The 23,773-nt window shown below is 35.5% G+C and carries 17 protein-coding genes, 3 tRNA genes, 1 rRNA gene and 1 pseudogene; 10 read left to right on the forward strand and 12 right to left on the reverse strand.

Annotation, left to right across the window (positions count from 1 at the left end):
* Positions 1-47 precede the first annotated feature (47 nt).
* The 4 genes from FJV36_RS13105 to FJV36_RS13120 all read left to right on the forward strand — a co-directional run bounded on the left by FJV36_RS13105 (position 48) and on the right by FJV36_RS13120 (position 4,232).
* Entirely contained in the window at positions 48-1,112 is a 1,065-nt protein-coding gene (locus FJV36_RS13105; protein WP_158981200.1) for an anhydro-N-acetylmuramic acid kinase, read from the forward strand.
* A gap of 146 nt (positions 1,113-1,258) precedes the next feature.
* Positions 1,259-1,843: a chalcone isomerase family protein gene (locus FJV36_RS13110; protein ID WP_158981203.1), complete on the forward strand. Its 585-nt coding sequence runs from the start codon at positions 1,259-1,261 to the stop codon at positions 1,841-1,843.
* A gap of 87 nt (positions 1,844-1,930) precedes the next feature.
* The gene (locus tag FJV36_RS13115) at positions 1,931-3,157 is read left to right on the forward strand and encodes a Glu/Leu/Phe/Val dehydrogenase dimerization domain-containing protein (RefSeq protein ID WP_158729224.1); all 1,227 of its coding nucleotides are present in this window, start codon (positions 1,931-1,933) and stop codon (positions 3,155-3,157) included.
* Between the two features lie 175 nt (positions 3,158-3,332).
* Complete coding sequence (locus FJV36_RS13120; protein ID WP_158729223.1) at positions 3,333-4,232, forward strand: energy transducer TonB; 900 nt, start codon at positions 3,333-3,335, stop codon at positions 4,230-4,232.
* Between the two features lie 205 nt (positions 4,233-4,437).
* On the opposite strand, the gene FJV36_RS13125 is transcribed toward FJV36_RS13120, so the two are convergent.
* Positions 4,438-4,833 (reverse strand): biopolymer transporter ExbD, encoded by a 396-nt coding sequence (locus FJV36_RS13125; protein ID WP_144894004.1) that lies wholly within the window; start codon positions 4,831-4,833, stop codon positions 4,438-4,440.
* 1 nt (position 4,834) lies between these two features.
* Positions 4,835-5,530: a MotA/TolQ/ExbB proton channel family protein gene (locus FJV36_RS13130; protein ID WP_158729222.1), complete on the reverse strand. Its 696-nt coding sequence runs from the start codon at positions 5,528-5,530 to the stop codon at positions 4,835-4,837.
* 128 nt (positions 5,531-5,658) lie between these two features.
* Between FJV36_RS13130 and FJV36_RS13135 the strand changes: the two genes are divergently transcribed.
* Together FJV36_RS13135 and FJV36_RS13140 are read left to right on the forward strand one after the other, a co-directional pair.
* Positions 5,659-6,879, forward strand: coding sequence for a folylpolyglutamate synthase/dihydrofolate synthase family protein (locus tag FJV36_RS13135; protein WP_158729221.1), 1,221 nt, complete (start codon positions 5,659-5,661; stop codon positions 6,877-6,879).
* A gap of 86 nt (positions 6,880-6,965) precedes the next feature.
* Positions 6,966-7,040: transfer RNA gene (locus tag FJV36_RS13140), tRNA-Val, on the forward strand.
* Positions 7,041-7,101: 61 nt separating this feature from the next.
* Here FJV36_RS13140 and FJV36_RS13145 read toward each other — a convergent pair.
* Positions 7,102-7,683, reverse strand: coding sequence for a tRNA-(ms[2]io[6]A)-hydroxylase (locus tag FJV36_RS13145; RefSeq protein WP_086454570.1), 582 nt, complete (start codon positions 7,681-7,683; stop codon positions 7,102-7,104).
* A 348-nt stretch (positions 7,684-8,031) separates the two neighbouring features.
* Here FJV36_RS13145 and FJV36_RS13150 point away from each other — a divergent pair, with 348 nt between their 5' ends.
* Positions 8,032-9,267 carry a glycosyltransferase family 4 protein gene (locus tag FJV36_RS13150; RefSeq protein WP_233264574.1) on the forward strand — a complete coding sequence of 412 codons (1,236 nt, stop codon included), beginning with the start codon at positions 8,032-8,034 and terminating at the stop codon, positions 9,265-9,267.
* A gap of 40 nt (positions 9,268-9,307) precedes the next feature.
* Here FJV36_RS13150 and FJV36_RS13155 read toward each other — a convergent pair whose 3' ends face one another.
* The 6 genes from FJV36_RS13155 to porU all read right to left on the reverse strand — a co-directional run bounded on the left by FJV36_RS13155 (position 9,308) and on the right by porU (position 18,419).
* Positions 9,308-9,679 (reverse strand): RidA family protein, encoded by a 372-nt coding sequence (locus FJV36_RS13155; RefSeq protein WP_158729220.1) that lies wholly within the window; start codon positions 9,677-9,679, stop codon positions 9,308-9,310.
* Positions 9,680-10,016: 337 nt separating this feature from the next.
* Complete coding sequence (locus FJV36_RS13160; protein ID WP_158729219.1) at positions 10,017-11,672, reverse strand: pyruvate dehydrogenase complex dihydrolipoamide acetyltransferase; 1,656 nt, start codon at positions 11,670-11,672, stop codon at positions 10,017-10,019.
* Between the two features lie 7 nt (positions 11,673-11,679).
* Positions 11,680-12,678, reverse strand: a complete 999-nt coding sequence (gene pdhA / locus FJV36_RS13165) for a pyruvate dehydrogenase (acetyl-transferring) E1 component subunit alpha (RefSeq protein ID WP_158729218.1) — start codon at positions 12,676-12,678, stop codon at positions 11,680-11,682.
* Positions 12,679-12,821: 143 nt separating this feature from the next.
* Entirely contained in the window at positions 12,822-13,304 is a 483-nt protein-coding gene (gene cdd / locus FJV36_RS13170) for a cytidine deaminase (protein ID WP_158729217.1), read from the reverse strand.
* An 82-nt stretch (positions 13,305-13,386) separates the two neighbouring features.
* A complete protein-coding gene (porV, locus tag FJV36_RS13175) occupies positions 13,387-14,550 on the reverse strand; it encodes a type IX secretion system outer membrane channel protein PorV (RefSeq protein ID WP_158729216.1) in 1,164 nt (387 codons plus the stop codon).
* Between the two features lie 38 nt (positions 14,551-14,588).
* Positions 14,589-18,419, reverse strand: a complete 3,831-nt coding sequence (gene porU, locus FJV36_RS13180) for a type IX secretion system sortase PorU (RefSeq protein ID WP_158729215.1) — start codon at positions 18,417-18,419, stop codon at positions 14,589-14,591.
* 201 nt (positions 18,420-18,620) lie between these two features.
* On the opposite strand from porU, the gene gldJ reads away from it, so the two are divergent.
* From gldJ to FJV36_RS13195, 3 genes and pseudogenes are all read left to right on the forward strand, one after another.
* A complete protein-coding gene (gene gldJ / locus FJV36_RS13185; RefSeq protein ID WP_158729214.1) occupies positions 18,621-20,300 on the forward strand; it encodes a gliding motility lipoprotein GldJ in 1,680 nt (559 codons plus the stop codon).
* A 64-nt stretch (positions 20,301-20,364) separates the two neighbouring features.
* Positions 20,365-21,648, forward strand: a complete 1,284-nt coding sequence (gene murF / locus FJV36_RS13190; RefSeq protein ID WP_158729213.1) for a UDP-N-acetylmuramoyl-tripeptide--D-alanyl-D-alanine ligase — start codon at positions 20,365-20,367, stop codon at positions 21,646-21,648.
* A 538-nt stretch (positions 21,649-22,186) separates the two neighbouring features.
* Positions 22,187-23,158, forward strand: a pseudogene (locus FJV36_RS13195) (transposase).
* Between the two features lie 130 nt (positions 23,159-23,288).
* Here the strand turns inward: FJV36_RS13195 and FJV36_RS13200 are convergent.
* The 3 genes from FJV36_RS13200 to rrf form a co-directional block, all read right to left on the reverse strand.
* Positions 23,289-23,374 (reverse strand) — tRNA-Leu (locus FJV36_RS13200).
* A gap of 6 nt (positions 23,375-23,380) precedes the next feature.
* A tRNA-Phe gene (locus FJV36_RS13205) sits at positions 23,381-23,453 on the reverse strand.
* Positions 23,454-23,512: 59 nt separating this feature from the next.
* A 5S ribosomal RNA gene (rrf, locus tag FJV36_RS13210) occupies positions 23,513-23,622 on the reverse strand.
* Between the last annotated feature and the right edge of the window lie 151 nt (positions 23,623-23,773).

Consider the following 23,773-nt stretch of genomic DNA (forward strand, 5'->3'; position numbering starts at 1 on the left):
AGTAATTATTAAATATCAGATTTCAAACGATTTCGCAATTTTAGCCAATGTTTAAAGAAAAATACAATATTATAGGTGTTATGTCAGGCACATCGCTTGATGGCATAGATTTGGCAAACATCGTTTTTACTACTAAAAACAATATTTGGGAATTTGAAATTTTAGAAACCCAAACTGTTTCATACTCACCAGACTGGTTAAACAAATTAAAAGGTGCGGTTTCATTCTCAGCTGAAAAACTAATTCCTTTAAATGAAGACTACACACAACTTCTGGGCAAAGTAATATTAGAATTCATTGTTAAAAACAACCTTAAAGCTATTGATGCTGTTTGTTCCCACGGGCATACTATTTTACATCAGCCAGACAAGGGCATAACTTTGCAAATTGGAAATTTACCCCATATAGCATCTATCGTAAAACAAAAAGTGGTTTGTGATTTTAGAGTTCAAGATGTTGCACTTGGAGGTCAGGGCGCACCTCTTGTACCCATTGGAGACCGTATTTTATTTAGCGAATATGATTATTGCCTCAATTTAGGTGGATTTTCAAATCTTTCCTTTGAAACAAACCGAGAAAGAATAGCCTATGATATTTGCCCTGTAAACACAGTGTTCAACCATTATTCAAATTTACTAGGATTGCCTTATGACAACAAAGGAGCTATTGCAAAGAATGGTTCTCTACAAATCAATTTGTTAAAAGAATTAAACGCATTAGAATTTTACCAAAAAAAACATCCCAAATCACTCGGTTTTGAATTTGTCAAAGAAATAATTATTCCATTGATAGACCAATATGAAATATCAATTGAAGACAAATTACACACCTTTACACAACATATTGCCACACAAATAGCAAATACATTACCTCAAAAAACAGGGACGTTATTTATTACTGGCGGTGGAGCATACCATGATTTTCTTATAGAATCGATACAAAAAGAATTACCATTTACTAGCATTATAATTCCTTCTCCTAAAATTATCGAATTTAAAGAGGCTTTAATCTTTGGAATACTGGGCCTCTTGCGATTAGAAAACAAGATCAATGTATTAAAAAGTGTGACAGGCGCAAAAAAAAATCATAGTTCTGGAAGTATTTATGAATAAATAAATATTTTTCATTAATTTTAGTATAAATTAAAACAAAAATAATAATTTGAGAGCGAGTTTTTGGCTTAATATTATTATAATGATTTTTTTCACTTATATTTGCACACTTTTTTGAACCCAAAATTTTATTTAAATACCACATTATGAAAAAATTACTATTCGTATTCGCCTTAATGAGTGCCTTACATTTCAACACTGCTAACGCACAAAAAAATTTCACAGTAAATGGAGTTGATATTCCTAGAACAATTGAATTTAAAGGAGTAACCCTAGCACTTAACGGAGTGGGACAACGCTCTAAATTTTTTACAGATTTATACATTCAAGCTTTGTATTTGACTAAGTTCAGTCAAGATGCACACCAAATTCTTGAAAGTGGAAATGAAATGGCGGTTTCGCTGCACATTACATCTGGATTAATATCTTCAAAAAAACTATCTAAAGCGCTTGAAAAAGGGATGGAAAAATCTGTTGGAGAATCTGGAGTTCTAAAATTTGCCAAAGAGCTGCAAGAACTTGAAGCTTTATTAAGCACCGAAGAAACTAAAGCTGGTGATGTTTTTGAGCTAACTTTTAATCCGCAAGATGAATCATTATGGATTACTAAAAACAAAATCTACAAAGGTAAAATTAAAGGTATTGAATTCAAAAAAGCATTTTACGGAATTTGGTTATCTGAGAACCCAGTTGACAAAACATTGAAAGAAGATTTATTAGGAAAAGAATAACTAAAAATCTTTATTCTTTTTTTTGCATAATAAACTAGTAGCAAAATTGCTTTTTTTATATTTGCAGAAATAAACATATCGCAAAAAATGAAAGATTTATTAAAGAAATTTGAAAATAAAGAGCCTGAAATTGTTTTTAACTGGAAAGATTCTGAAACCGAAGCCGAAGGCTGGACTGTGATAAACTCTCTTCGCGGAGGTGCAGCAGGTGGCGGAACAAGAATGAGAAAAGGCCTTGACATGAATGAGGTATTATCACTTGCCAAAACAATGGAAGTTAAATTTTCGGTTTCTGGACCTGCTATTGGCGGAGCAAAATCTGGAATAAATTTTGACCCAAACGACCCAAGAAAAAAAGGAGTATTACAGCGCTGGTACAAAGCGGTTTCGCCTTTATTAAAAAGTTATTACGGTACAGGTGGCGATTTGAACGTAGACGAAATTCACGAAGTAATCCCCATGACTGAGGAATGTGGCGTTTGGCACCCGCAAGAAGGTGTGTTCAACGGTCATTTCAAACCTACCGAAGCAGACAAAATTAACAGAATAGGTCAGTTGCGTCAAGGTGTTGTAAAAGTAATTGAGAACCCAAAATTCTCTCCAGACGTTTCTAAAAAATATACTGTTGCTGACATGATTACTGGTTACGGCGTAGCCGAAGCCGTACGTAACTTTTATGCCATTTATGGAGGAGATGTAAAAGGAAAGAAAGCTATTGTTCAAGGTTTTGGTAATGTAGGTTCTGCAGCTGCTTTTTATTTAGCAGAAATGGGCGCCAAAGTAATTGGAATTATTGATAGAGATGGCGGACTAATCAATGAAGAAGGATTTTCTTTTGAAGAAATAAGAGCTTTATTTTTAGCCAAAGACGGAAACAAACTGGTTGCCGAAAACATGATTCCTTTTGAAGAAATCAACCAAAAGATTTGGACAATCGGGGCTGAGATATTTACTCCATGCGCTGCATCAAGATTGGTGACTCAATCTCAAATTGATAGTTTAATTTCTCATGGTCTTGAAGTAATTTCATGTGGTGCAAATGTTCCTTTTGCTGACAAAGAAATCTTTTTTGGTCCAATTATGGAAGATGTAGATCACAAAGTGAGCTTAATTCCTGACTTTATTTCTAATTGCGGTATGGCACGTGTATTTGCTTATTTCATGGAAAAGAAAGTTCAAATGACTGATGAAGCTATCTTTCAAGACACTTCAGAAATCATTAAAAAAGCTATCGAGAAAGCGTATGCACTCAATCCTAGCAAAACAAACATTAGCGCAACTGCATTTGAAATTGCACTAAAACAGCTTACTTAATACAAGCTATCATAATTACACTTATACAGATGGGAATTAGTAGTCATAAAAGCTACTAATTCCCATTTTACTTTTAAAAACCTCCAATTTATATTTGCACACTCGCTTTTTACTCTTGACAATTTTTAGTAATTTTCAGCGTTTTTAATTTTACACTTTTACAAACAAAACAAAAATGAGTTCCACCATTTCATCTAATCAAAAGAAATCTTTAATCATTACAACTCTTTTGTATGCGGCAATGTTGTTAATTTTATTTTTTATCCGATTTTGGCCTCCTGCAAATACAGATGAACTTGCTGGCGGTGGTGGCGGTGGCGGAGTTACAGTCAATTTTGGAGATAGTGATCTTGGGTCTGGTGCTGATTATCAAAGTGAAGTACTAGAGGTAACCAACCAATCTAAGCAAACTCCAGTAAATACTGCACCTGACGAAGCTATATTATCACAAGAAAACAGTACAGATGAAAGCGTTGTTATTCCTACAAAAGAAAAAACAAAGAAACCTACACTAGTTGTCAAAGAAGAAACAAAACCCGTAGTTGCAAAACCAAAAGTTTCGAATACTACAAATGATGCATTATCTAGTATTCTTAAAGGTTCAAACAAAGGTGGCGATGGTGATGACAAAACAGCCGGAAACAAAGGAAAAGCAAACGGTAGCTTAAACTCTGGAGAATATTATGGATCTGGTGGTTCTGGTGGTGGAACAGGCGGAGGAAACGGAACTGGAACTGGTATAGGAACTGGGAGCGGCTATGGATCTGGAAGTGGAGGCGGATCTGGAAGTGGTTCTGGTGGTGGCGTTGGCTATTCTTTAGGAAACAGAAAAGCGGTTGCTAAGCCTGCTCCTAAATATACGTGCAACGAACAAGGCAAAGTAGTAGTAGAAGTAGCCGTTGACCGCAACGGCAGAACAATAAGCGCCATTGCAGGTGTAAAAGGAACTACAAATACGGCAAAATGCTTGCTAGATCAAGCTAGAATTGCTGCCATGAACACTAAGTGGGACGCAAGCAGTGACGCTCCTGAGAAACAAGTAGGTAAGATTGTTTATAATTTCAATTTGAATTAGTAGGTTAGTTTATACCAAAATTCCATTATAAAAATAGGCTTCAAATATACGTGAGGCCGCGTGAGGGATAGCAGCAAGTACCGAAGTACTGCGAATAGCCCGACCAGAATAAAAAAAGGGGCCAATCACTATAATGTTGATTAGCCCCTTTTATTTATTGTGGTCACGCCCAAAAATAACAACTTTTAAAAACGTGCCCTAGTATTTATTTAGGACTGGTAGCAATCACAAATTTTAGATTGTTCCTCACTCCTATTTGCAAGACATCGACTAAATCTTGTACTTGTAAGTTAAACGGAATTCTTACAATAACGGTTTGATCTTTTGCCGAACCCATTTTTGACATTAGTGTAGTCTCGAGTTCTTCGAATGAAACAGGCTCTTTGTCAATATAGAATTTTTTATCCTCAGTGACTGATAAACTGATGTATTGCTTGTTTGTTTTTTCATTTGATTGTGCCTTTGGCAAGGTCATCTTGATTACATTTGGATTAGCAAGTGTTGAAATAATCAAGAAAAACAGCAGTAAAAAAAACATGATGTCGCTTAACGAAGAAGTCGCGACCTCAGCATGGAATCTTCTTTTTCTTTTTATAGACATGTTATGATCTTTGAATAATATTTACAAACTCAAGCACTTGTTTTTGGATTTTTAATGCAAAATTATCAATTTTCCCGTTCAACAAGTGGTATCCACTGTAGGCAACAATCCCTACTATTAAACCCGCTCCACTACTAATCATTTTTTCGTACAATCCGCCAGAAATGTTCCCAATACTAATATTCTCAGTTACTGATATGCTGTAGAAAATTTTAATAACTCCAGAAATTGTCCCAATAAAACCTAAGGTAGGCGCGATACCCGCAATAAGTCCCAAATGGCCCAAGTGCTTTTCCATTTCGCCAATTTCAATATCGGCTGCACGATCCATATTCGATTCGATTTCACTAATTGGCCTACCAATAACAAGAATACCTTCTTTAATTATATTTCCTGATGCGGAGTTGTTACGCTCTGCGCTTGATCTAGCAAAATCTAAATTACCTGAGTTTAAATGATCCCGAACATCACGAAGCAACAAGTTATCTACTTTTGAAGCTTTACTGATGTATAAATAGCGTTCTACAATGAGGTAAAAGGTATAAAACAATAAAATCCCAATAGGAATTAGCCATATTCCTCCTTTTAATAAAAATCCTAAAGTAGAAACCTCAGTGTTAGGAGCAATTTTTTCAATAACTACATTTGATGCAGCATTAGTAAGGGTGTCCGCTTGTAATTGTATAAAACTAAACATATAATATTATTGTATTTTAATCATTAATTCTAAAATTTATTTCAATTTTGCAATAAAGATACTTTTCGATGTAGTATTAAACTAAAAAAATTGAAAAATATTTTAAACAATCCCTTTTTACCATCAAAATGAATTATCAAGACACTATAAATTGGATGTTTAATCAACTCCCAATGTATCAACTTCAAGGCGCACTGGCTTACAAGAAAGATTTAACAAATGCTCATATTCTTGTTGCACACCTAAACCATCCAGAGAAGCAGTTAAAATGCATACATGTTGCTGGAACAAACGGCAAAGGATCTACCTCTCACATGCTAGCATCTGTTTTACAAGAAGCGGGATATACAGTAGGCTTGTACACGTCGCCACATTTAAAGGATTTTAGAGAACGTATTAAAATAAACGGAATCGAAATATCTGAAAAATTTGTTGAAGATTTCATAACGGAGCATCAGCTTTTTTTTGAAGCAAATGACATGAGTTTTTTCGAGATGACCGTAGGATTAGCATTTGATTATTTTGCTACTTCAAAAGTTGACATTGCTATTATTGAAGTAGGAATGGGCGGAAGACTAGATGCAACCAATATTATCACCCCATTGGTTTCGGTTGTGACCAATATAGGACTGGATCACACCCAATTTTTGGGCAATACACTTGAAGCAATTGCTTTTGAGAAAGCGGGAATTATAAAGCCAAATATTCCCGTGATTATTGGAGAGTACGCCTCTGAAACAAAACCCGTTTTCTTGACCAAAGCCAAAGAAGGCAATTCAGAAATTTATTTTGCCTCTGATTTAATTACAGAAAACTATCCTTCAGACCTGATTGGTGATTATCAAATACACAATAAAAAGACGGTATTACAAACCATAGAGGTTTTGAATAAGCAAACTGAATTTGAAATTACTCCTCAAAATACGCAAGCTGGTTTGTTACACGTGGTAAAAAACACAGGACTTCAAGGCAGGTGGCAGCAAATACACACAGCTCCAAAAGTAATTTGCGATACTGCTCATAATAAAAACGGACTTGAAATCGTATTAAAGCAAATTCAAAACGAGAAATTTAACACATTACACTTTGTTTTAGGCGTAGTAAATGATAAAGATCTAGAAGAAATCTTGCCTTTGTTTCCAAAAAATGCAAAATATTATTTTTGTAAGCCCAATATTCCTCGTGGACTAGAAGCATCAATCTTACAACAAAAAGCCGCTTTATTTGCACTTCAAGGCGAAGTATACAATTCTGTTTCAGAAGCTTATCAAAAAGCATTACGAAATGCAGTTGAGACCGACTTCATTTACATTGGTGGCAGTACCTTTGTAGTTGCAGAAATTTTGTAATTTTTTTTGTTTTTTAGTTGCATATCCAAAAAACAGTCTTATATTTGCACTCGCAATAAGGAAATGAAAATTAGCGAATTGCACTAGGGCGATTAGCTCAGCTGGTTCAGAGCACCTCGTTTACACCGAGGGGGTCGGGGGTTCGAACCCCTCATCGCCCACAAAACTTCTCAAGAAATTGAGAAGTTTTTTTTTGCACTAAACTGAACACTAACTTTCGGTTTAGCCGTGAATGGTTTCACTTGTTCCATAGTTCACAATTATCGAAGTTTCAAAGGCAATCCATTCCTTCCAGCGCTTATCCACATCTACATGATCCGCATATTTTTTGGCAAATCCTAAAAAAGTCGTGTAATGTCCCGCTTCACTAATCATTAAATCTCTATAAAATTTAGCCAACTCTGCATCAGCAATGTTTTCCGAAAGCACTTTGAAACGCTCACAACTTCTAGCTTCAATCATAGCCGAAAACAACAAACGCTCACACAAAGCATCATTCCTACTTCCATCTTTTTTCATGAACTTAAACAATTCATTCACATAATGATCCTTGCGCTCGCGCCCTAACGAAAGCCCTTTCTTTTTTATCAGGTCATGCACCATTTGCAAATGCTCTAATTCTTCCCTAGCAATAATCATCAATTCAGTTACCAGTTCTTCTTTTTCTGAATTTTGAGTAATCAAACTTATTGCGTTCGATGCTGCTTTTTGTTCACACCAAGCGTGGTCTGTCAATATTTCCTCAATATTTGACTCTACTATATTCACCCATCTTGGGTCCGTAACTAATTTTAGTCCTAACATTTCAATATCATTTAATGTACTACAAAATTAGTGATTTATTGCATAGACACATCCATCAAGATCAGATTGAACCTTTAATAAAACAAAAATAATTAGGGCGTGCCACCAAAAAAAATGGCCTAGCAACATTCTACTTAGCCATTTTTTTTGCTGTCGGGCTATCCGCTTCAAGTCCTCATTGCGTCTTTGCTACGCGACAACGCCATTGCGGGCTATACGCTACTATCCCTCACGTGGCGTCTAACCTGAAATACAAGCCTTTATATTCATCAGAATTTACAAGTCTCTAAAGCTACAATACCACATTAAATTAGTATTTTGCAACCGTAATTTTCATCTCTCAAAAAAGTGCAATCACTCTTAATTATTGGTTTTGTATGGCCTGAACCCAACTCCTCAGCTGCAGGTGGAAGAATGCTACAATTAATTTCGCTTTATCAAAAACAAGGATTTAAAATCACCTTTGCCTCTCCTGCACAAGACAGCGCTTTTAGTACGGATCTTGAGTCCCTAAACGTTGACAAGAAAACAATCCTTCTCAACTCGTCTACTTTTGATGCGTTTATCAAAGAACTAAATCCGGCTGTAGTACTCTTTGATCGCTTTATGATTGAAGAACAATTTGGCTGGCGTGTTGCCGAAAATTGCCCTGATGCTATCCGAATATTAGATACCGAGGATTTACATTGTTTACGTCTTGCCAGACAAAAAGCTTTCAAAGAAAACCGAATATACACAACCCAAGATTTGCTTGTTGAAGAAGTTGCCAAACGAGAAATTGCTAGTATTTTGCGCTGCGATATCTCCTTAATGATTTCTCAATATGAAATTGAAATTCTAACCACCACATTCAAAATTGACCAGGCGTTGCTTTTATACCTGCCTCTTTTACTTGAGTCAGAGGCAATTTTAAATGCAACTACAACACCATCCTTTGAGAACAGAAGTGATTTTACTTTTATTGGTAATTTTTTACACGAACCCAATTGGAATGCGGTTCAGTATTTAAAACAAACCATTTGGCCCTTGATTAAAAAACAAGTACCTGAAGCCGTTTGCAAAATTTATGGTGCCTATCCATCCCAAAAAGTGCTGCAACTGCACAACACAAAAGAAGGATTCTTAATTTTAGGTCGCGCAGAGGATGCACAAGAAGTAGTAAAACAGGCCCGAGTTGTTCTAGCCCCCTTGCGTTTTGGCGCAGGAATAAAAGGGAAATTACTCGAAGCCATGCAATGCGGTACACCTAGCGTAACTACTACAATTGGCGCCGAATCGATGCATGGTGATTTGCCATGGAATGGTTTTATCCAAGACAATCCCGAACTTTTTGCCAACCAAGCAGTGTTGTTGTATCAAAACAAAAAAACGTGGCTAGCCTCTCAAGAAAACGGATTTGAAATAATCAAGCAACGTTATGCAAGAACATTATTTGAAACTGATTTCAATGAGCAAATGCAAAACATACAGAAAAATCTAGAACAACACCGTTTGAACAATTTTATGGGTGCATTGCTACAGCATCATACCTTGAAAAGTACCATGTACATGTCAAAATGGATTGCCGAGAAAAATAAAAACTAAAACGAAATTTGCTTCTATAGTAATTTATTTCAATCTGTATTTATTCCATAACAGCAATAGCTTCAATTTCAATGAGCCAATCTCTATTACCCAATACAGAGACGCCAACAAGAGTACTTGCTGGATAATTCTCATTTCCTAAAAATTCGTTTCTAATTTTTCTAAAAATCGGTAAATCGGTTTCTGGATTAAAATTTACGATATAGGTATTCATTTTAACCACATCCTTAAACGTAGCATTGCATTTATGCAATTGCTGTTCTAAGTTTTGAAAAGTGGCAATTAATTGGGCTTCTAGGGTATCCCCAATGCCAATTTGCCCTGAAATATAAAGAGTTTTGAAATCACCCGTTTTTACCAGTACTGTTTGCGAAAAACCTTCACTGGGATCAATGTATTCTTTTTGAATCATTTTGGAGCATATTAAGTCGGTACAAAATTAATAGTTTATCTATTGAAAGTCCTTTAAAAAAACATTTTTTAAACAAGTGATACCGCAACATGAAAACTACTTTGTTTGTCTTTCGTTTTCAAAAATACGTAGACTACTACACCATTTTCTCTATTAAGATCTCGTGCGCATGAAGGATAGGAGCGGCATCCTTTTATGAAGCGGTAGCGTAATAAAAGATATAGCGTATAGCCAGACGCAGCTGTAACGCTAGTGGAAGCAGGGACATGCCCAAAAACACAAAACCCATCAGCTTTAAAAAAAAGTGATGGGTTTTGTTATTAAACTGAATCCGTGTTTATGCTAGCATGGTCACTGGATTTTCAATGTATTGTTTTAAAGTTTGCAAGAACTGTGCTCCAGTTGCTCCATCGATGGTACGGTGGTCACAAGCAAGAGATAACATCATAGTGTTTCCTACTACAATTTGTCCATTTTTAACAACCGGTTTCTCAACAATTGCACCTACAGATAGGATTGCAGAATTAGGCTGATTGATAATTGAATTGAATTCAACAATACCAAACATTCCTAAATTAGAAACAGTAAAAGTACTTCCTTCCATTTCTGCAGGTAATAGCTTTTTGTTTTTTGCTCTTCCGGCAAGATCTCGTACACTACCCCCTATTTGAGACAAACTCATAGCATCTGTAAATTTCAATACAGGAACTACTAGACCATCCTCAACCGCTACAGCAACTCCAATATTCACATGGTGATTGATTGTAATGGCATCCTCTTTCCATTGTGAATTTATTTTTGGATGCTTTTTCAAAGCCATTGCACAAGCTTTGATTACCATATCGTTAAAAGACACTTTTGTATCAGGCACTGTGTTAATCACTGCTCTTGAAGCCATTGCATCATCCATAGCTACTTCGATTACTAAGTTGTAATGCGGAGCAGTAAATAAGGATTCGGCCAATCGTTTTGCAATAATCTTGCGCATTTGAGAATTCTTGATTTCCTCTGTAAATATTTCTCCAGTAGGAACAAACACTTTTGGTGCAGCAGGTGCAACAACAGTTTCTGCTTTTGCAGACGGCGCATCAGCAGTTGGTTTAGCAACAGCTGATGTAAAGTTTTCGATATCGCTTTTTACGATTCTACCATTTTCACCCGAACCCTTAACTTGATTCAACTGAATTCCCTTATCACTTGCAATTTTCTTTGCTAATGGCGAAGCCAAAATACGTTGCCCATCAGCTGCAGCTTCTTGAGCAACTGGCTCAGTCGCTGCCGTTGTTGTTACAACTTCTTCTTTAACTTCTGCAGCAGGAGCAGCTGTCGTTGCTCCGCCTGCTTTATAATTTGTAGCAATTCCAGCAACATCGGTTCCTGCGGGACCTATAATTGCCAAAAGACTATCAACAGGAGCTGTATTTCCTTCTTCAATACCTACATATAATAATGTACCTGCATTGAAAGACTCAAACTCCATTGTTGCTTTATCTGTTTCAATTTCAGCAAGAATATCACCTTCGGCAACTGCATCTCCTACTTTTTTCAACCAGGTTGCAACAGTTCCTTCGGTCATTGTATCACTTAAACGAGGCATCGTTATTACCACTACTCCTTTTGGTAAAGAAGTCGCTACTACAGATGATTCTTTTGCAGTTTCTGGAACAGCCACCGCTTCTGAATCAGGTTTTACTTCGTCTGCAGCTGGAGTTGCCTCTGCTGGTTTTCCTGCAAGTAATGCTGAAATATCTTCGCCTTCTTTTCCTATGATGGCTAATAATGAATCTACTGCTGCTGTTTCACCAGCAGGTATACCTATATGTAAAAGAGTACCTTCGTTGAAAGACTCAAATTCCATTGTTGCTTTATCGGTTTCAATTTCGGCAAGAATATCTCCTTCGCTTACTTTATCACCTACTTTTTTTAGCCAAGTCGCTACCGTTCCTTCCGTCATCGTATCGCTCAAACGAGGCATTGTAATAATTGTTGCCATAATTGATTTATAGTTTATGAGGTATAAAAGGATAGTTTTCTTGTTCGTAGACTACGTCGTACAATTGTTGAATTGGTGGGTAATCAGACTCTTCGGCAAATCTAGCACACTCTTCAACCAAATCTTTCACTCTTTGATCAATAGCTTCTATTTCTTCGCTTGTCGCGTAGTTATGACCTTTAATCACATCTAAAACTTGTGTAATTGGATCTATTTTTTTGTATTCTTCAACTTCTTCTTTAGAACGGTATAATTGCGCATCCGACATAGAGTGACCTCTGTAACGGTATGTTTTCATTTCTAAGAATGTTGGTCCATCACCACGACGTGCTCTATCAATTGCTTCTGTCATTGCTTCAGCAACTTTTACGGGATTCATTCCATCTACGGGTCCGCATGGCATTTCGTAACCCAAACCTAGTTTCCAGATATCCGTATGATTTGCTGTTCTTTCTACAGAGGTTCCCATAGCGTATCCATTGTTTTCAACAATAAAAACTACAGGTAATTTCCATAGCATAGCCATATTAAAAGCTTCGTGTAAAGAACCTTGACGTGCAGCTCCATCCCCAAAATAGGTCATAGTCACACCGCCAGTATTAAAATATTTATCTGCAAATGCTAAACCAGCACCTACTGGAATTTGACCTCCTACAATACCGTGACCTCCATAAAAACGGTGCTCTTTTGAGAAAATGTGCATAGAACCACCCATTCCCTTTGAAGTACCTGTAACTTTACCAAGTAACTCTGCCATTACACGCTTAGGATCCACACCCATACCTATTGGCTGTACGTGATTTCTATAAGCGGTAATCATTTTGTCTTTAGTCAAATCCATAGCGTGAAGCGCTCCTGCTAATACTGCTTCTTGACCATTGTATAAATGTAAAAAACCTCTAACTTTTTGTTGAATGTATAATGCCGCTAGTTTATCCTCAAACTTTCTCCAAAATAGCATGTCTTCATACCATTTTACATATACTTCTTTTGTAACTTCTTTCATCTGAATTTTTCTTTTGCTTAAGTGTTATTGTTGAATCAATTTGAACCTATAACGCAAAATAGTTTCCTCCCACAAATTTGCGAAACGCAAAAATAAGACATTCCGCGTAAGAACTAAAATATAATGGCTAGTTTTTGGGAATTTTAAAGGAATTTTTTATCGAACATAAATGGCAATAAATTTTTCAAGGAGTCTGATTTGTAAACCAAACCTATTTCACCCATAAAATAAATTTCTATAGGCATTTCTTGTTTGATTTCATATTCTGCAATTGATTGCCTGCACGATCCACAAGGTGGAATTGGCGCAGTGGTTTGATTGGTATCTGACGCAGCTGTTATAGCCATTTTTAAAACTTTCGCATCGGGATACTTTGCACCAGCATAAAAAATAGCTACACGCTCTGCACACAATCCTGATGGATAAGCAGCATTTTCTTGATTTGAACCTACAATTACCTCCCCATTATCTAATAAAATTGCGACTCCCACTCTAAATTTTGAATACGGTGCATAAGCATTTTTACGCACTTCAACGGCCTGCTGCATTAAACCTTGAACTTCTATTGGCATGTCTTGTGTAGTCTCGAATGCTGTAAATTGTGTTGAAATTATTATTTCTTTCATATTTGTAAGGGAAAAAAAATCCAAATTACACTTTTAAAAAAAGGTGCAATTTGGATTATCAGTAAGTAATTATTCTAAATTTTTAATATTCATCGTATTGATCTCCAAAATTAAATGTCAAGGAGAATCGTAATGTATTTTCTAGTGGGTTTCTCACTTTAGATGCTGAAAATAAATAAGATACATCTACCTTGATAGTACTGTACTTAAATCCTGCTCCTAATGAAAAAAATTGTCGTGCACCTTTTTGAGGACTTTCATGAAAATAACCCAATCTCATGGCAAATGAATCTTGATAAAGATACTCTGCACCTACGGCATAGGTTACTTCTTTCAATTCTTCGCTCATTCCGTCTGGTGCATCACCAAATGATTTAAAAATGCCCGAAGTCCACCCTATAGACCTGTAGTTTTCTAAATTTTGATTTGCTTCCTCAGGTGTAGTCAGTCCATCACCATTTAAGTCGTTTTTTTGAAAAGTAGGAACTAGCAATTTATTGAATTCTACATTAAGAGCTACTTTATTAAAATCGTCTAATATAAAATCAAATCCAGTACCTAACTTTAAATTAGCGGGGATAAAATTATTATTAACATCATCATTGTCATAACTAATTTTTGGTCCTAAATTTTGAAAATTAAATCCAGCTCTCCAACGTCCGTTAAAGTCAGAATAGGCAATTTCTTCTGATTGAAAAAAACCTGCTACGTCTACTGCAAAAGTATTAGCAGCAGTTGCATCATTAGCATCCGAAGCTACCTTTAAGTTAGAATTGACAAATCGTCCTCCTACAGCCATCGAAAATTTCTCACTCAATTTTAAGGAGTACGATAAGTCAACCGCAAATTCATTTGGCGAGACAATTCTAGGTTCGTCAATTGCGTCGTTACGTAATTCGATTTCGCCAAGACCAAAATAGCGAATACTTCCAGCAAAAGCACTTTTTTCATTCAACTTGTTATAGTAGGTAAGCTGACCTAATGAAATATCATTTACCAAATCAGTCAAATAAGGCGTGTAACTTACCGAAAATCCCTGAGCATCTTTAGAAAATGCATATTTTGCAGGATTCCATTGTTGCGAGAAAGCATCTGCTGATGTTGCTACTCCCATATCAGCCATACCTGCTGCTCTAGCATCGGCAGCGACCAATAAAAATGGTACACCTGGATTTATTGTTCTGTCTTGTGCGGATGTGATATTCATGCAAAAAAGCATTGCAAGAATCGGAATTATGTTTTTCATTACTAGGCTCCTATTTATTAAACAAATATAGTACATTATTAAAGTATTACAAGTTTTTCGAATTTTTCTGCTTTTTTATTAGTCACATTCGATTTTACGGTTAGTTTGTACACATAAACTCCTTTTCCTAACTTATCGCCAAAATCATCTCTTCCATTCCAAGTGAGTTCTTTTGATAAGAAACCGTCAGTATTCACAATTTGATTTTTAGTCCAAACAATTTTTCCAGTCACCGTCATCACTTGAACTTGAACTTCTAGCGGTTCAAATGGTTTGTTGTGAGTAAACCAAAACTCAGTATAGTTTACAAATGGGTTGGGATAATTAAGCACATTACTCAAGGTTAGCGTATCATTACCCACAACCACAAACTGTATTTCGGCAATTATAGGGTTATTATAAACATCCCAAGCTTTGAAACTGATCGTATGTATACCAGGCTTAAGGTTTCGAAGAGGAAAACGTAGTGTTCCATTAGTAAAATCATCCAAATCCGCTTGGTAATAATCGTTCAATATAAAAGGATTATTCACATCACCATCTAAAACAGCAACAATATCATGACCTATTCCGCTTGCCGTGTTGATTCCGCTTTCATCACTTAATTTTGCAAGTAAAAAAGGAGATTCATTCGTATTTCCGCCAGATACAAAATTTTCATCGTTCATATACAAGTGTACTGTAGGACTTGCTGTATCAAGTGGGGCATTTTCATTGATCCCACCTATTTTAATATTGCTATCAAAACCATTTTCATTTTGTAAAGCGTCTTTCTTTTTGGCATAAAAACTAATTCTTCCGTTTGCAACAGGCATCCTTATGTCTCTTGGTACAATAAAACTGTATTCAAATTGTCCATTTACGACACTAGCGCTTCCGCGAAAAATAGTTTCGCCCAGTACATTAAAGTTGATGGGTGGACTATTGCCGTCATTATTAAGCGTGGTTCTGTTGCGCATTTTATCAAAAATCACCGAGGTAACTTCACCATTATAATTTGAAATAATATTATTGTTTTCATCACTAACTTCACCAGTAATTTTTATTTTTGACAAAGACTTAAAATCTTCTATCGTCTGACTTACAGGAACATCATTAACTTTTGTCAATCTAATTTTGGGTCGAGGAATAGCAAGCATTAAAGCAGGGTCACCGATGTAAAAAACAACATTTGTTGCCGAGTTAGGATTACTATTTTTCGAAATCCTAAGAGCTTCAGCTATAGATGTGTATTGATTAGAACCGTAAGAAAGCAAGTTTTTTGTAAACGTATCATTAAAAGTTTCAGCGCTAAACTGACCAATAGATCTTATAGTGGTAATCATAGCTATGGCACCGCCTTTTGGGTTCCAATACGTAAACTCTCCTGCAGTAGGCCGGGAAGGGTTGTCGAATCTTGAAAACTCACAAGTGATGGTTATAAATAAAGGATATCTGAATTGATTGCTTAAATTTTGACCATCCGATTTTTCCCAAATACGCTCAACCGACAGTCCGTCTTCACCACCATGCCCTAGGTAATTAAAAACCAATGCTCCTTTTTCAAAAGCGTTAAAAAAATCTGTTCTAGCTTTTGGATATCGAGCACCACCTGCAGCTGCCTCCTGTATGTATGAATCTAGAAGAATTTTATTGACATTAAAAAATGGTTTTTCAGCAGCTATCGTATTCGCTAGATTATTTTGTTTGTTTTGCAAATTGGCATCGGATAACACATCTGAATCATCTGAAATCAGCACGAAATTATTTCGCCAGCTACCGTACGATTCTGAGTTGTGATATTCCAAAACTTTATTAATCATTTCATTTGCTTGTTTAGCATTATTAACAAGCATTCTTCCTACAGCAATATCAATACCACCAAAAGAAGAAGTAATATTACCTTCGTTAGCATCCATCAAGCCGTAAAAATCATCCGACGCATAAGAAGATTCCCCAGAACTGCTGCTATTTAAAGCATGATATATAGGTACAACATTAGTATTGTTTGGAATTCTATTTTTGTAGTCATACGAAGAATCTCCAAAAAGATTAATATATTTAAGCCTTTTGTCAGTGCTTGAAGCGTTCTGATAAATGTATTTAATGCAATTTCTGATTGCTGCAATATCTTGCTTTCCCGACGAAAACTCGTTGTAAATTAACTCCAGCGGAATTACTTTTACATTTAAGCCCGAATTTGAGCGATGAAAATTAGCCAATGTCTCTGCTTGCGGCACGAGTACAGCTGGCGAAATAATTACATAATCTATATCTTGAAAATTCCCTGACCTGTTCAAAAATAGTGTTCCTTTTAAATTTTGATTAGAAACTCGTGTTTGCACATCTTTCAAAGGCGTAAAAAACTCTGCATCTACAAGCGCAACATATTTTTTAATTTCACCTAAATTGGCTTTAAAATCAATCGTATTTTGATTGGAATTCACAACCGTTTTAACGTTATAAATATCCGTTACGTCCCAAATTTGCGAAATCCCAGCAGCGTTTGAAACCGTATAATTCACAACTCCACTGGTAGCGTTACCAGCATCGTATTGAAACTGAAATTGCTTTCCATATCCTTGAAGTTTCCTTTTTGCTACAAGTCGAATTTGATCTAAAAATCCTTTAGAACCCGGAACACCATTGTTATTATAATTGAGTTTTATTTTAACACTTTCAGCACCATTTATTGTGGTGTTACTAGGCAAATTAGCTACAAAAAACTCCGTGCTTGATGTATTACTAAGTGCTGGAAAAGAGAGTGTAGCAAGAACACTACCGTTTGCAGTTACATTAAAAGACGTCGATGTAAATGCAGCCGAAGCGGCAGTCAACATGACTTTTATAGGAACTGAGGTGTCAACATTTGGGAAATTAAATTCGAATTCTTGCTCGTTTTTAATTTCAAATGACTCCCCAAACCATTGCCTGCCCAATTTACCAATATTTGTTATATCCTTTTCATAGTATTGATAATCATCAAATGTATTTAACTTTAACGTAGGAGCTCCTGTGGGTTGTACCAAGGGACTAATTCTCTTACCATTTTCACCTTGAATACTAACGTAATAATAGGATTTAGAATCATATAAATTAATATTGGTCCGACTTTCTTCGTTCCATGTATCTGTTCCTTCACCATAAAAAAGTACATAGTCCGAGTCATCAAACGTGCCGTCATTTTCTCCAATAACTTGAATGGTATTTTCCATTAAATCATCTGGGTATACTATGCTATTGCTTAAAGGCAACATCCTGCCACCATTTCCGAATATTTTAATTTTCCTTGCGTCTACATTTTTAAAATCAATACCTAGTTGCTCTAAAAACTTTTTAGACAGTTTATAAACTCCCGATTTTTCTATATAAAACTTGTACCAATTACCATTAGACAATAAAGAATTAGTAATACCGGACGCAGTTTTAAAACTACGATTAGCTAAAGGTGCGTTGCTACTAATAGAATAACTAAAAGAAATAATTTTTTTAAAACCAAATTCGTCCTTCACTATGGGTGAAAAAATAATCTGAGCAGTCACTAGATCTCGTGCTGAAGAAATAACTAACTCAAAATCAATTTTTGAAGGTATATTTTTTAGATTTAAATCCCCTAAAAGTTCTTTATCTATAGATTCATAAACTACAGAACTAACTTGTAATTTACCTTCTTGAAAACTTAAATTACTAGAGACTTTGCAATGAGCTTTAAGAGACTGATTAGCATCATCATAATAAAACTCATCTCCTGAAAAATAAGGGATGACTACGTAATTTGCACCATAATACATCTCTTTTTTCTCAAACCAATTCAACTTTACTTCACTATTTATTTGCGAAAAACTAAATCCTGGAATAAAGACTACAAGAAACAAAAGTATTTTTCTCATTCTTTTTTTAACGTATTATTTTAAATCCTAGTATTTATTGGTAAAAATAAATCAAAACATATCGTTTTAAATAATAATTATTATAAATTTGCGTTGTGATATATAAATTAATGTTAAAACTGAGTTTTACATTACTATGTAATTTCGATATTTGACATTAAATAGTATAGAACAGCACTAAATTATTACCTACTAAATAATATGAAAGCAAACAAAATTATGGGCCTACAAGTGTTACTATCAATCATATTGATTGTTGGTTTCTCAAGTTGTAGTAAAAAATCCAGCTCTAAAAACACATCAAGAGCAACCGGTTGGAACATGGATAGCAAGAAAGGAGCTAGCAAAAAGAAACAAGAAGCTGGACCAGGATTGGTTTTTGTTGAAGGAGGTACATTTACCATGGGTAAAGTTGAGGATGACGTAATGCACGACTGGAACAACTCACCAACACAACAGCACGTGCAGTCTTTTTACATGGATGAAACAGAAGTTACGAATTCGATGTATCTTGACTACTTAGAATGGTTAAAAAGTGTATATCCTCCAACTGAAGAAAATTACAAAAACATATACGAAGGTGCTTCCCCTGACACATTAGTATGGAGAAATAGATTAGGTTATAATGAAACAATGACTAACAATTACTTGAGACATCCATCTTATGCTGAATATCCAGTTGTAGGTGTAAACTGGATTCAAGCCGTTGAGTTTAGCAATTGGAGAACACAACGTGTTAACGAAGCATTGTTAGAGAAAAATGGCTATTTGAAGAAAAATGCCAAGACAAATGACGTATCAGCGGATAGTAATTTTGACACTGAAGCTTATTTAAACTCGCCAACATCTGCATACGGTGGAGATGAGACGATTGTTCTGAAAGGGAGAAATGCTAAAAAGCAAACCAAGAGTGGTAAAAATGGTGCTGTCATTGAACCTAAAAATGTATACGCTCAAAGATCATCTGGAATTTTATTACCAGAATACAGACTACCAACAGAGGCAGAATGGGAATATGCTGCTGCCGCAGATGCTGGACAAAGAGAATACAACATTTATAAAGGACAGAAAAAATACCCATGGTCAGGTGGTTATACTCGTTCGGGCAAAAGACAGTCTAAAGGTGATCAACTTGCAAATTTCAAACAAGGTAATGGAGATTACGGCGGAATTGCAGGATGGTCTGATGATGGTGCTGATATCACTAACGAAGTTAAAAAATATCCTGCTAATGATTTCGGATTATACGACATGGCAGGTAATGTTGCCGAATGGGTTCAAGATGTTTACAGACCTATAGTAGATAATGAAGCAAATGATTTCAACTACTTTAGAGGTAATTTATATACCAAGAACATGATTGGCGCCGATGGTAAAATTGTTATTGTAACTAAAGAAAACATTAAATACGACACCTTAAGCAATGGTAAAATAGTAGCTAGAAATTTACCAGGTCAAATTACACAAGTTCCAGTTGATGAACAAGAAACTTATTTAAGACAAAACTTTGACAAAAGCAATAACATCAACTACAGAGATGGAGATAAACAATCTACCAGATATTATGATTTTGGTGAGTCGGAAGATGATAAAGCAAAATCAGAAAGAACTATGTACAACTCTCCTAAACACAATGTAACAACAGATAGCTTAGGAAAAATGGTTCGTAAATTTGATAGATCAAGCAAAAGAACTACTTTAATAAACGATCAATCTAGAGTTTACAAAGGAGGATCATGGAGAGATAGAGCCTATTGGCTAGATCCAGCTCAAAGACGTTATTTTCCTCAAGATATGGCAACAGACTATATTGGTTTTAGATGTGCAATGTCAAGAGTTGGTCCAAAAGCTGATAAGAAAAGATCCGTTAGAAATAAATAATCACCCTTTATAATATGTACAGTAATAGCCCTTTTTAGGGCTATTATTTTTTAAATTAATTCATATGAATATACAGCAAATTCATAGTTTGTTTTTAAAATGCAGCTCAATTTCAATTGATACCCGAAAAATTGAAAAAAACTGCATGTTTATAGCCTTGAAAGGAGAACGTTTTGATGCTAATACATTTGCAAAAGAAGCATTGCAAAATGGGGCCGCATACGTAATAATTGACAATTCCGAATACTTTATCGACGACAGAACGATTCTCGTCCTAGATAGCTTAAAAGCACTTCAAGAACTATCACAATACCACAGAATTTTTTTAGGCTTACCCATTATTGCTCTTACTGGAAGCAATGGTAAAACAACTACAAAAGAACTTATTTCAAAAGTTCTTGCTATGAAATATAATGTAAAATCAACAGTTGGCAATCTAAACAATCACATTGGCGTTCCATTAACCTTACTTTCTTTTACAAATAAAACCGAAATAGGTATTGTAGAAATGGGAGCTAACCATCAAAAAGAAATTGCTTTTCTTTGCGAGATAGCTAAACCTGATTATGGTTATATTACAAATTTCGGGAAAGCCCATCTTGAGGGGTTTGGCGGTATCGAAGGAGTTATAAAAGGGAAAAGTGAAATGTATGATTACTTGCAAAGAAATAACAAAGTTGTGTTCGTAAATCTTGATGATCCTATTCAAGTTAAACGATCTAGTGCTATTAAAACTTTTTCATTTGGAACACAAAGCCCACGAGCAAATATATTTATTCATTCCGTAACTGCAAATCCACTAGTTACAGTAAGCTATCACGAAATCAATATCAACTCCCATTTGATAGGTTTATATAACGCAAACAATTTGAACGCTGCAATTACAGCAGGTAATTTTTTTAAAGTGCCTGATGCAGATATTAAAAAAGCACTTGAAAATTACATTCCTGAAAACAATAGATCCCAGTTAATTACAAAAAACACGAATTCAATTATTTTAGATGCCTACAATGCTAATCCCAGCAGCATGAAAGTAGCCATCGGAAACTTCTTACAACTAGAAAACCCGACTAAAATTTTAGTTTTGGGAGATATGTTTGAATTAGGCACAGATAGTCAAAACGAGCATGAAAACATTGTTAAAATGTTATCCATTTCAGACAATATAAACTGCTATTTCATAGGCAAATCCTTTTACAACACTAAGATCAATACGAGCAATTTCTCGTTTTTTGATACATTTGAAAATTTTTCAAAAGCATTTTCACAGATAAACTTAAAAAACACGTCCATTTTGATTAAAGGATCTCGAGGAATGGCATTGGAACGAACTTTAGATTTAATATAAACTTGAGCTATATATAATGAAAATTGTTAAAGATATTATTTTACATCTAGTCACATTCTCATAAACTAGATGAAAAAGTACAAAATTATTTTAAAGTCTTACATAACTATCCAATACTAAAAAATCAACAAAAAAGCACAGAACTTAGCATTTTTGATTTAGCAATACAAATAATACTTTATAGAACTGTTTTCTTTCAGTGTTTAGGCTCAACAAGAAGAAATACTTCATCTATACTTAAAAGAAATCAATTCTATTCCTAAAGGGTATATACAGAATAAATTAAGCCCTAAAAGGCTCATTGATGAATTAACAGTTCAAGACTTTCCCATTCGAGGTCATCAAGTATATCTGCATATCACACTCAGAAGATGGCTCAACGAAGATACTGGACAAGTAGTTTATAGAGATTGGAACTTAGCAACAGATGAGACTCGGGCAACACAGGAGTTTGCGTCTTTTTTAAAAGAAATCAATAAAATCCAGACCAAACGATTGTAATGCAATTGCTTCTTTCTATGGAGTTAGCGGCAAAAATCTGCAACATCAATACAAAGATTTTCTCAGTGATTTTAAAACCTGGGATCAACTGCCTCACGCCAAGCAATGGCCAATTTTTCCACAAAACGTAGGTAAACATTTATCGATTGACGAAACTTCATTCTTCAATGGGGAACTCTATACGATCTTAACCAACAAAGCAGGTAAAGGAAGAAAAGGAACTATCGTAGCTATGCTTGCAGGAACTAAAGCCGATACTATAATTGCTATTCTTGAAAAAATCCCTCTCAAGGCACGTAATCAAGTCACAGAAATTACCCTAGATATGGCAGCAAATATGGGACTCGTTGCTAGGAAATGTTTTCCAAATGCTACGCGAGTTACAGACCGCTTTACTCATATCTTTCATTTTAATTTTGGTATTCGTGATACCGCTACGCTAAATTCATGTTCAAAAATTAGCATTGGATGCTTTACAAGAAATCAGAATCAAATACCGTTGGCAAGCAATAGATCAAGAAAATGAAGCTATAGAAAAAGCTAAAAAAGGCACCAAAAAGTTTGAACCTAAAGTACTATCTAATGGAGACACACTTAAACAGCTACTAGCTCGCAGCCGCTATTTACTCTATAAAAACAAATCTAAATGGTCCGAAAACCAAATAGAACGTGCCACGCTATTATTTGAATTATATCCCGATATCGAAAAAGCATATAATTAGCTACAGAGTTGAGAAATACCTTCGAGACGACAACAGATAAAATCATTGGACTCTCAAGATTAGCTAAATGGCATGAAAAAGTAAGTCAATCTGGATTTAAGTCTTTCAATACAATCTCAAGATCTATAATAAATCATTACCAAACCATACTAAACTATTTTGATAACAGAAGCACAAAAGCATCTGCAGAGTCGTTCAACGCTAAAATAAAAGCTTTTAGAACACAATTTAGAGGCGTTAAAAATGTTGCATTCTTCCTTTTTAGGCTAACAACTATTTATGCTTAATTTTTCATTCCCCACAGGTTTTGGGATTGATCCTTTTTTCATTCCCCACAGGTTTTGGGATTGATCCCAATAAAGACTTGTATTAAAGACAAAACCCTCCAACACGACAGTGCTGAAGGGTTTCTCTACGTACTCAGAGCGGGACTTGAACCCGCACGAACATTGCTGTTCACTGGATTTTAAGTCCAGCGTGTCTACCAATTTCACCATCCGAGCTGGTTGTGGTACCTCCAGGGATCGAACCAGGGACACATGGATTTTCAGTCCATTGCTCTACCATCTGAGCTAAGGTACCTTACTTGTAAAAAGTAAATGATATAAAAAAAGCCCATCCGATTAGAATGGGCTTTCAAAGAAAGGCGACGACATACTCTCCCACATAACTGCAGTACCATCTGCGCAGGCGGGCTTAACTACTCTGTTCGGGATGGGAAGAGGTGAGCCCCGCCGCAATAACCACCTTAAGATTATTGTTTAAGGAGTTTCAAGTTTTTATAGTTTCAAGTTCTTCAACCTGTAACATTAAACCTCAAACTTTAAACATCCGCCGCGGCGGACAAATATCTTAACATACTGAGATAAAGAATATAAAAATGTATTAGAAAGTTTCTCCCT

It is taken from the genome of Flavobacterium sp. I-STPP5a, from assembly GCF_009764685.1.
GTDB lineage: Bacteria > Bacteroidota > Bacteroidia > Flavobacteriales > Flavobacteriaceae > Flavobacterium.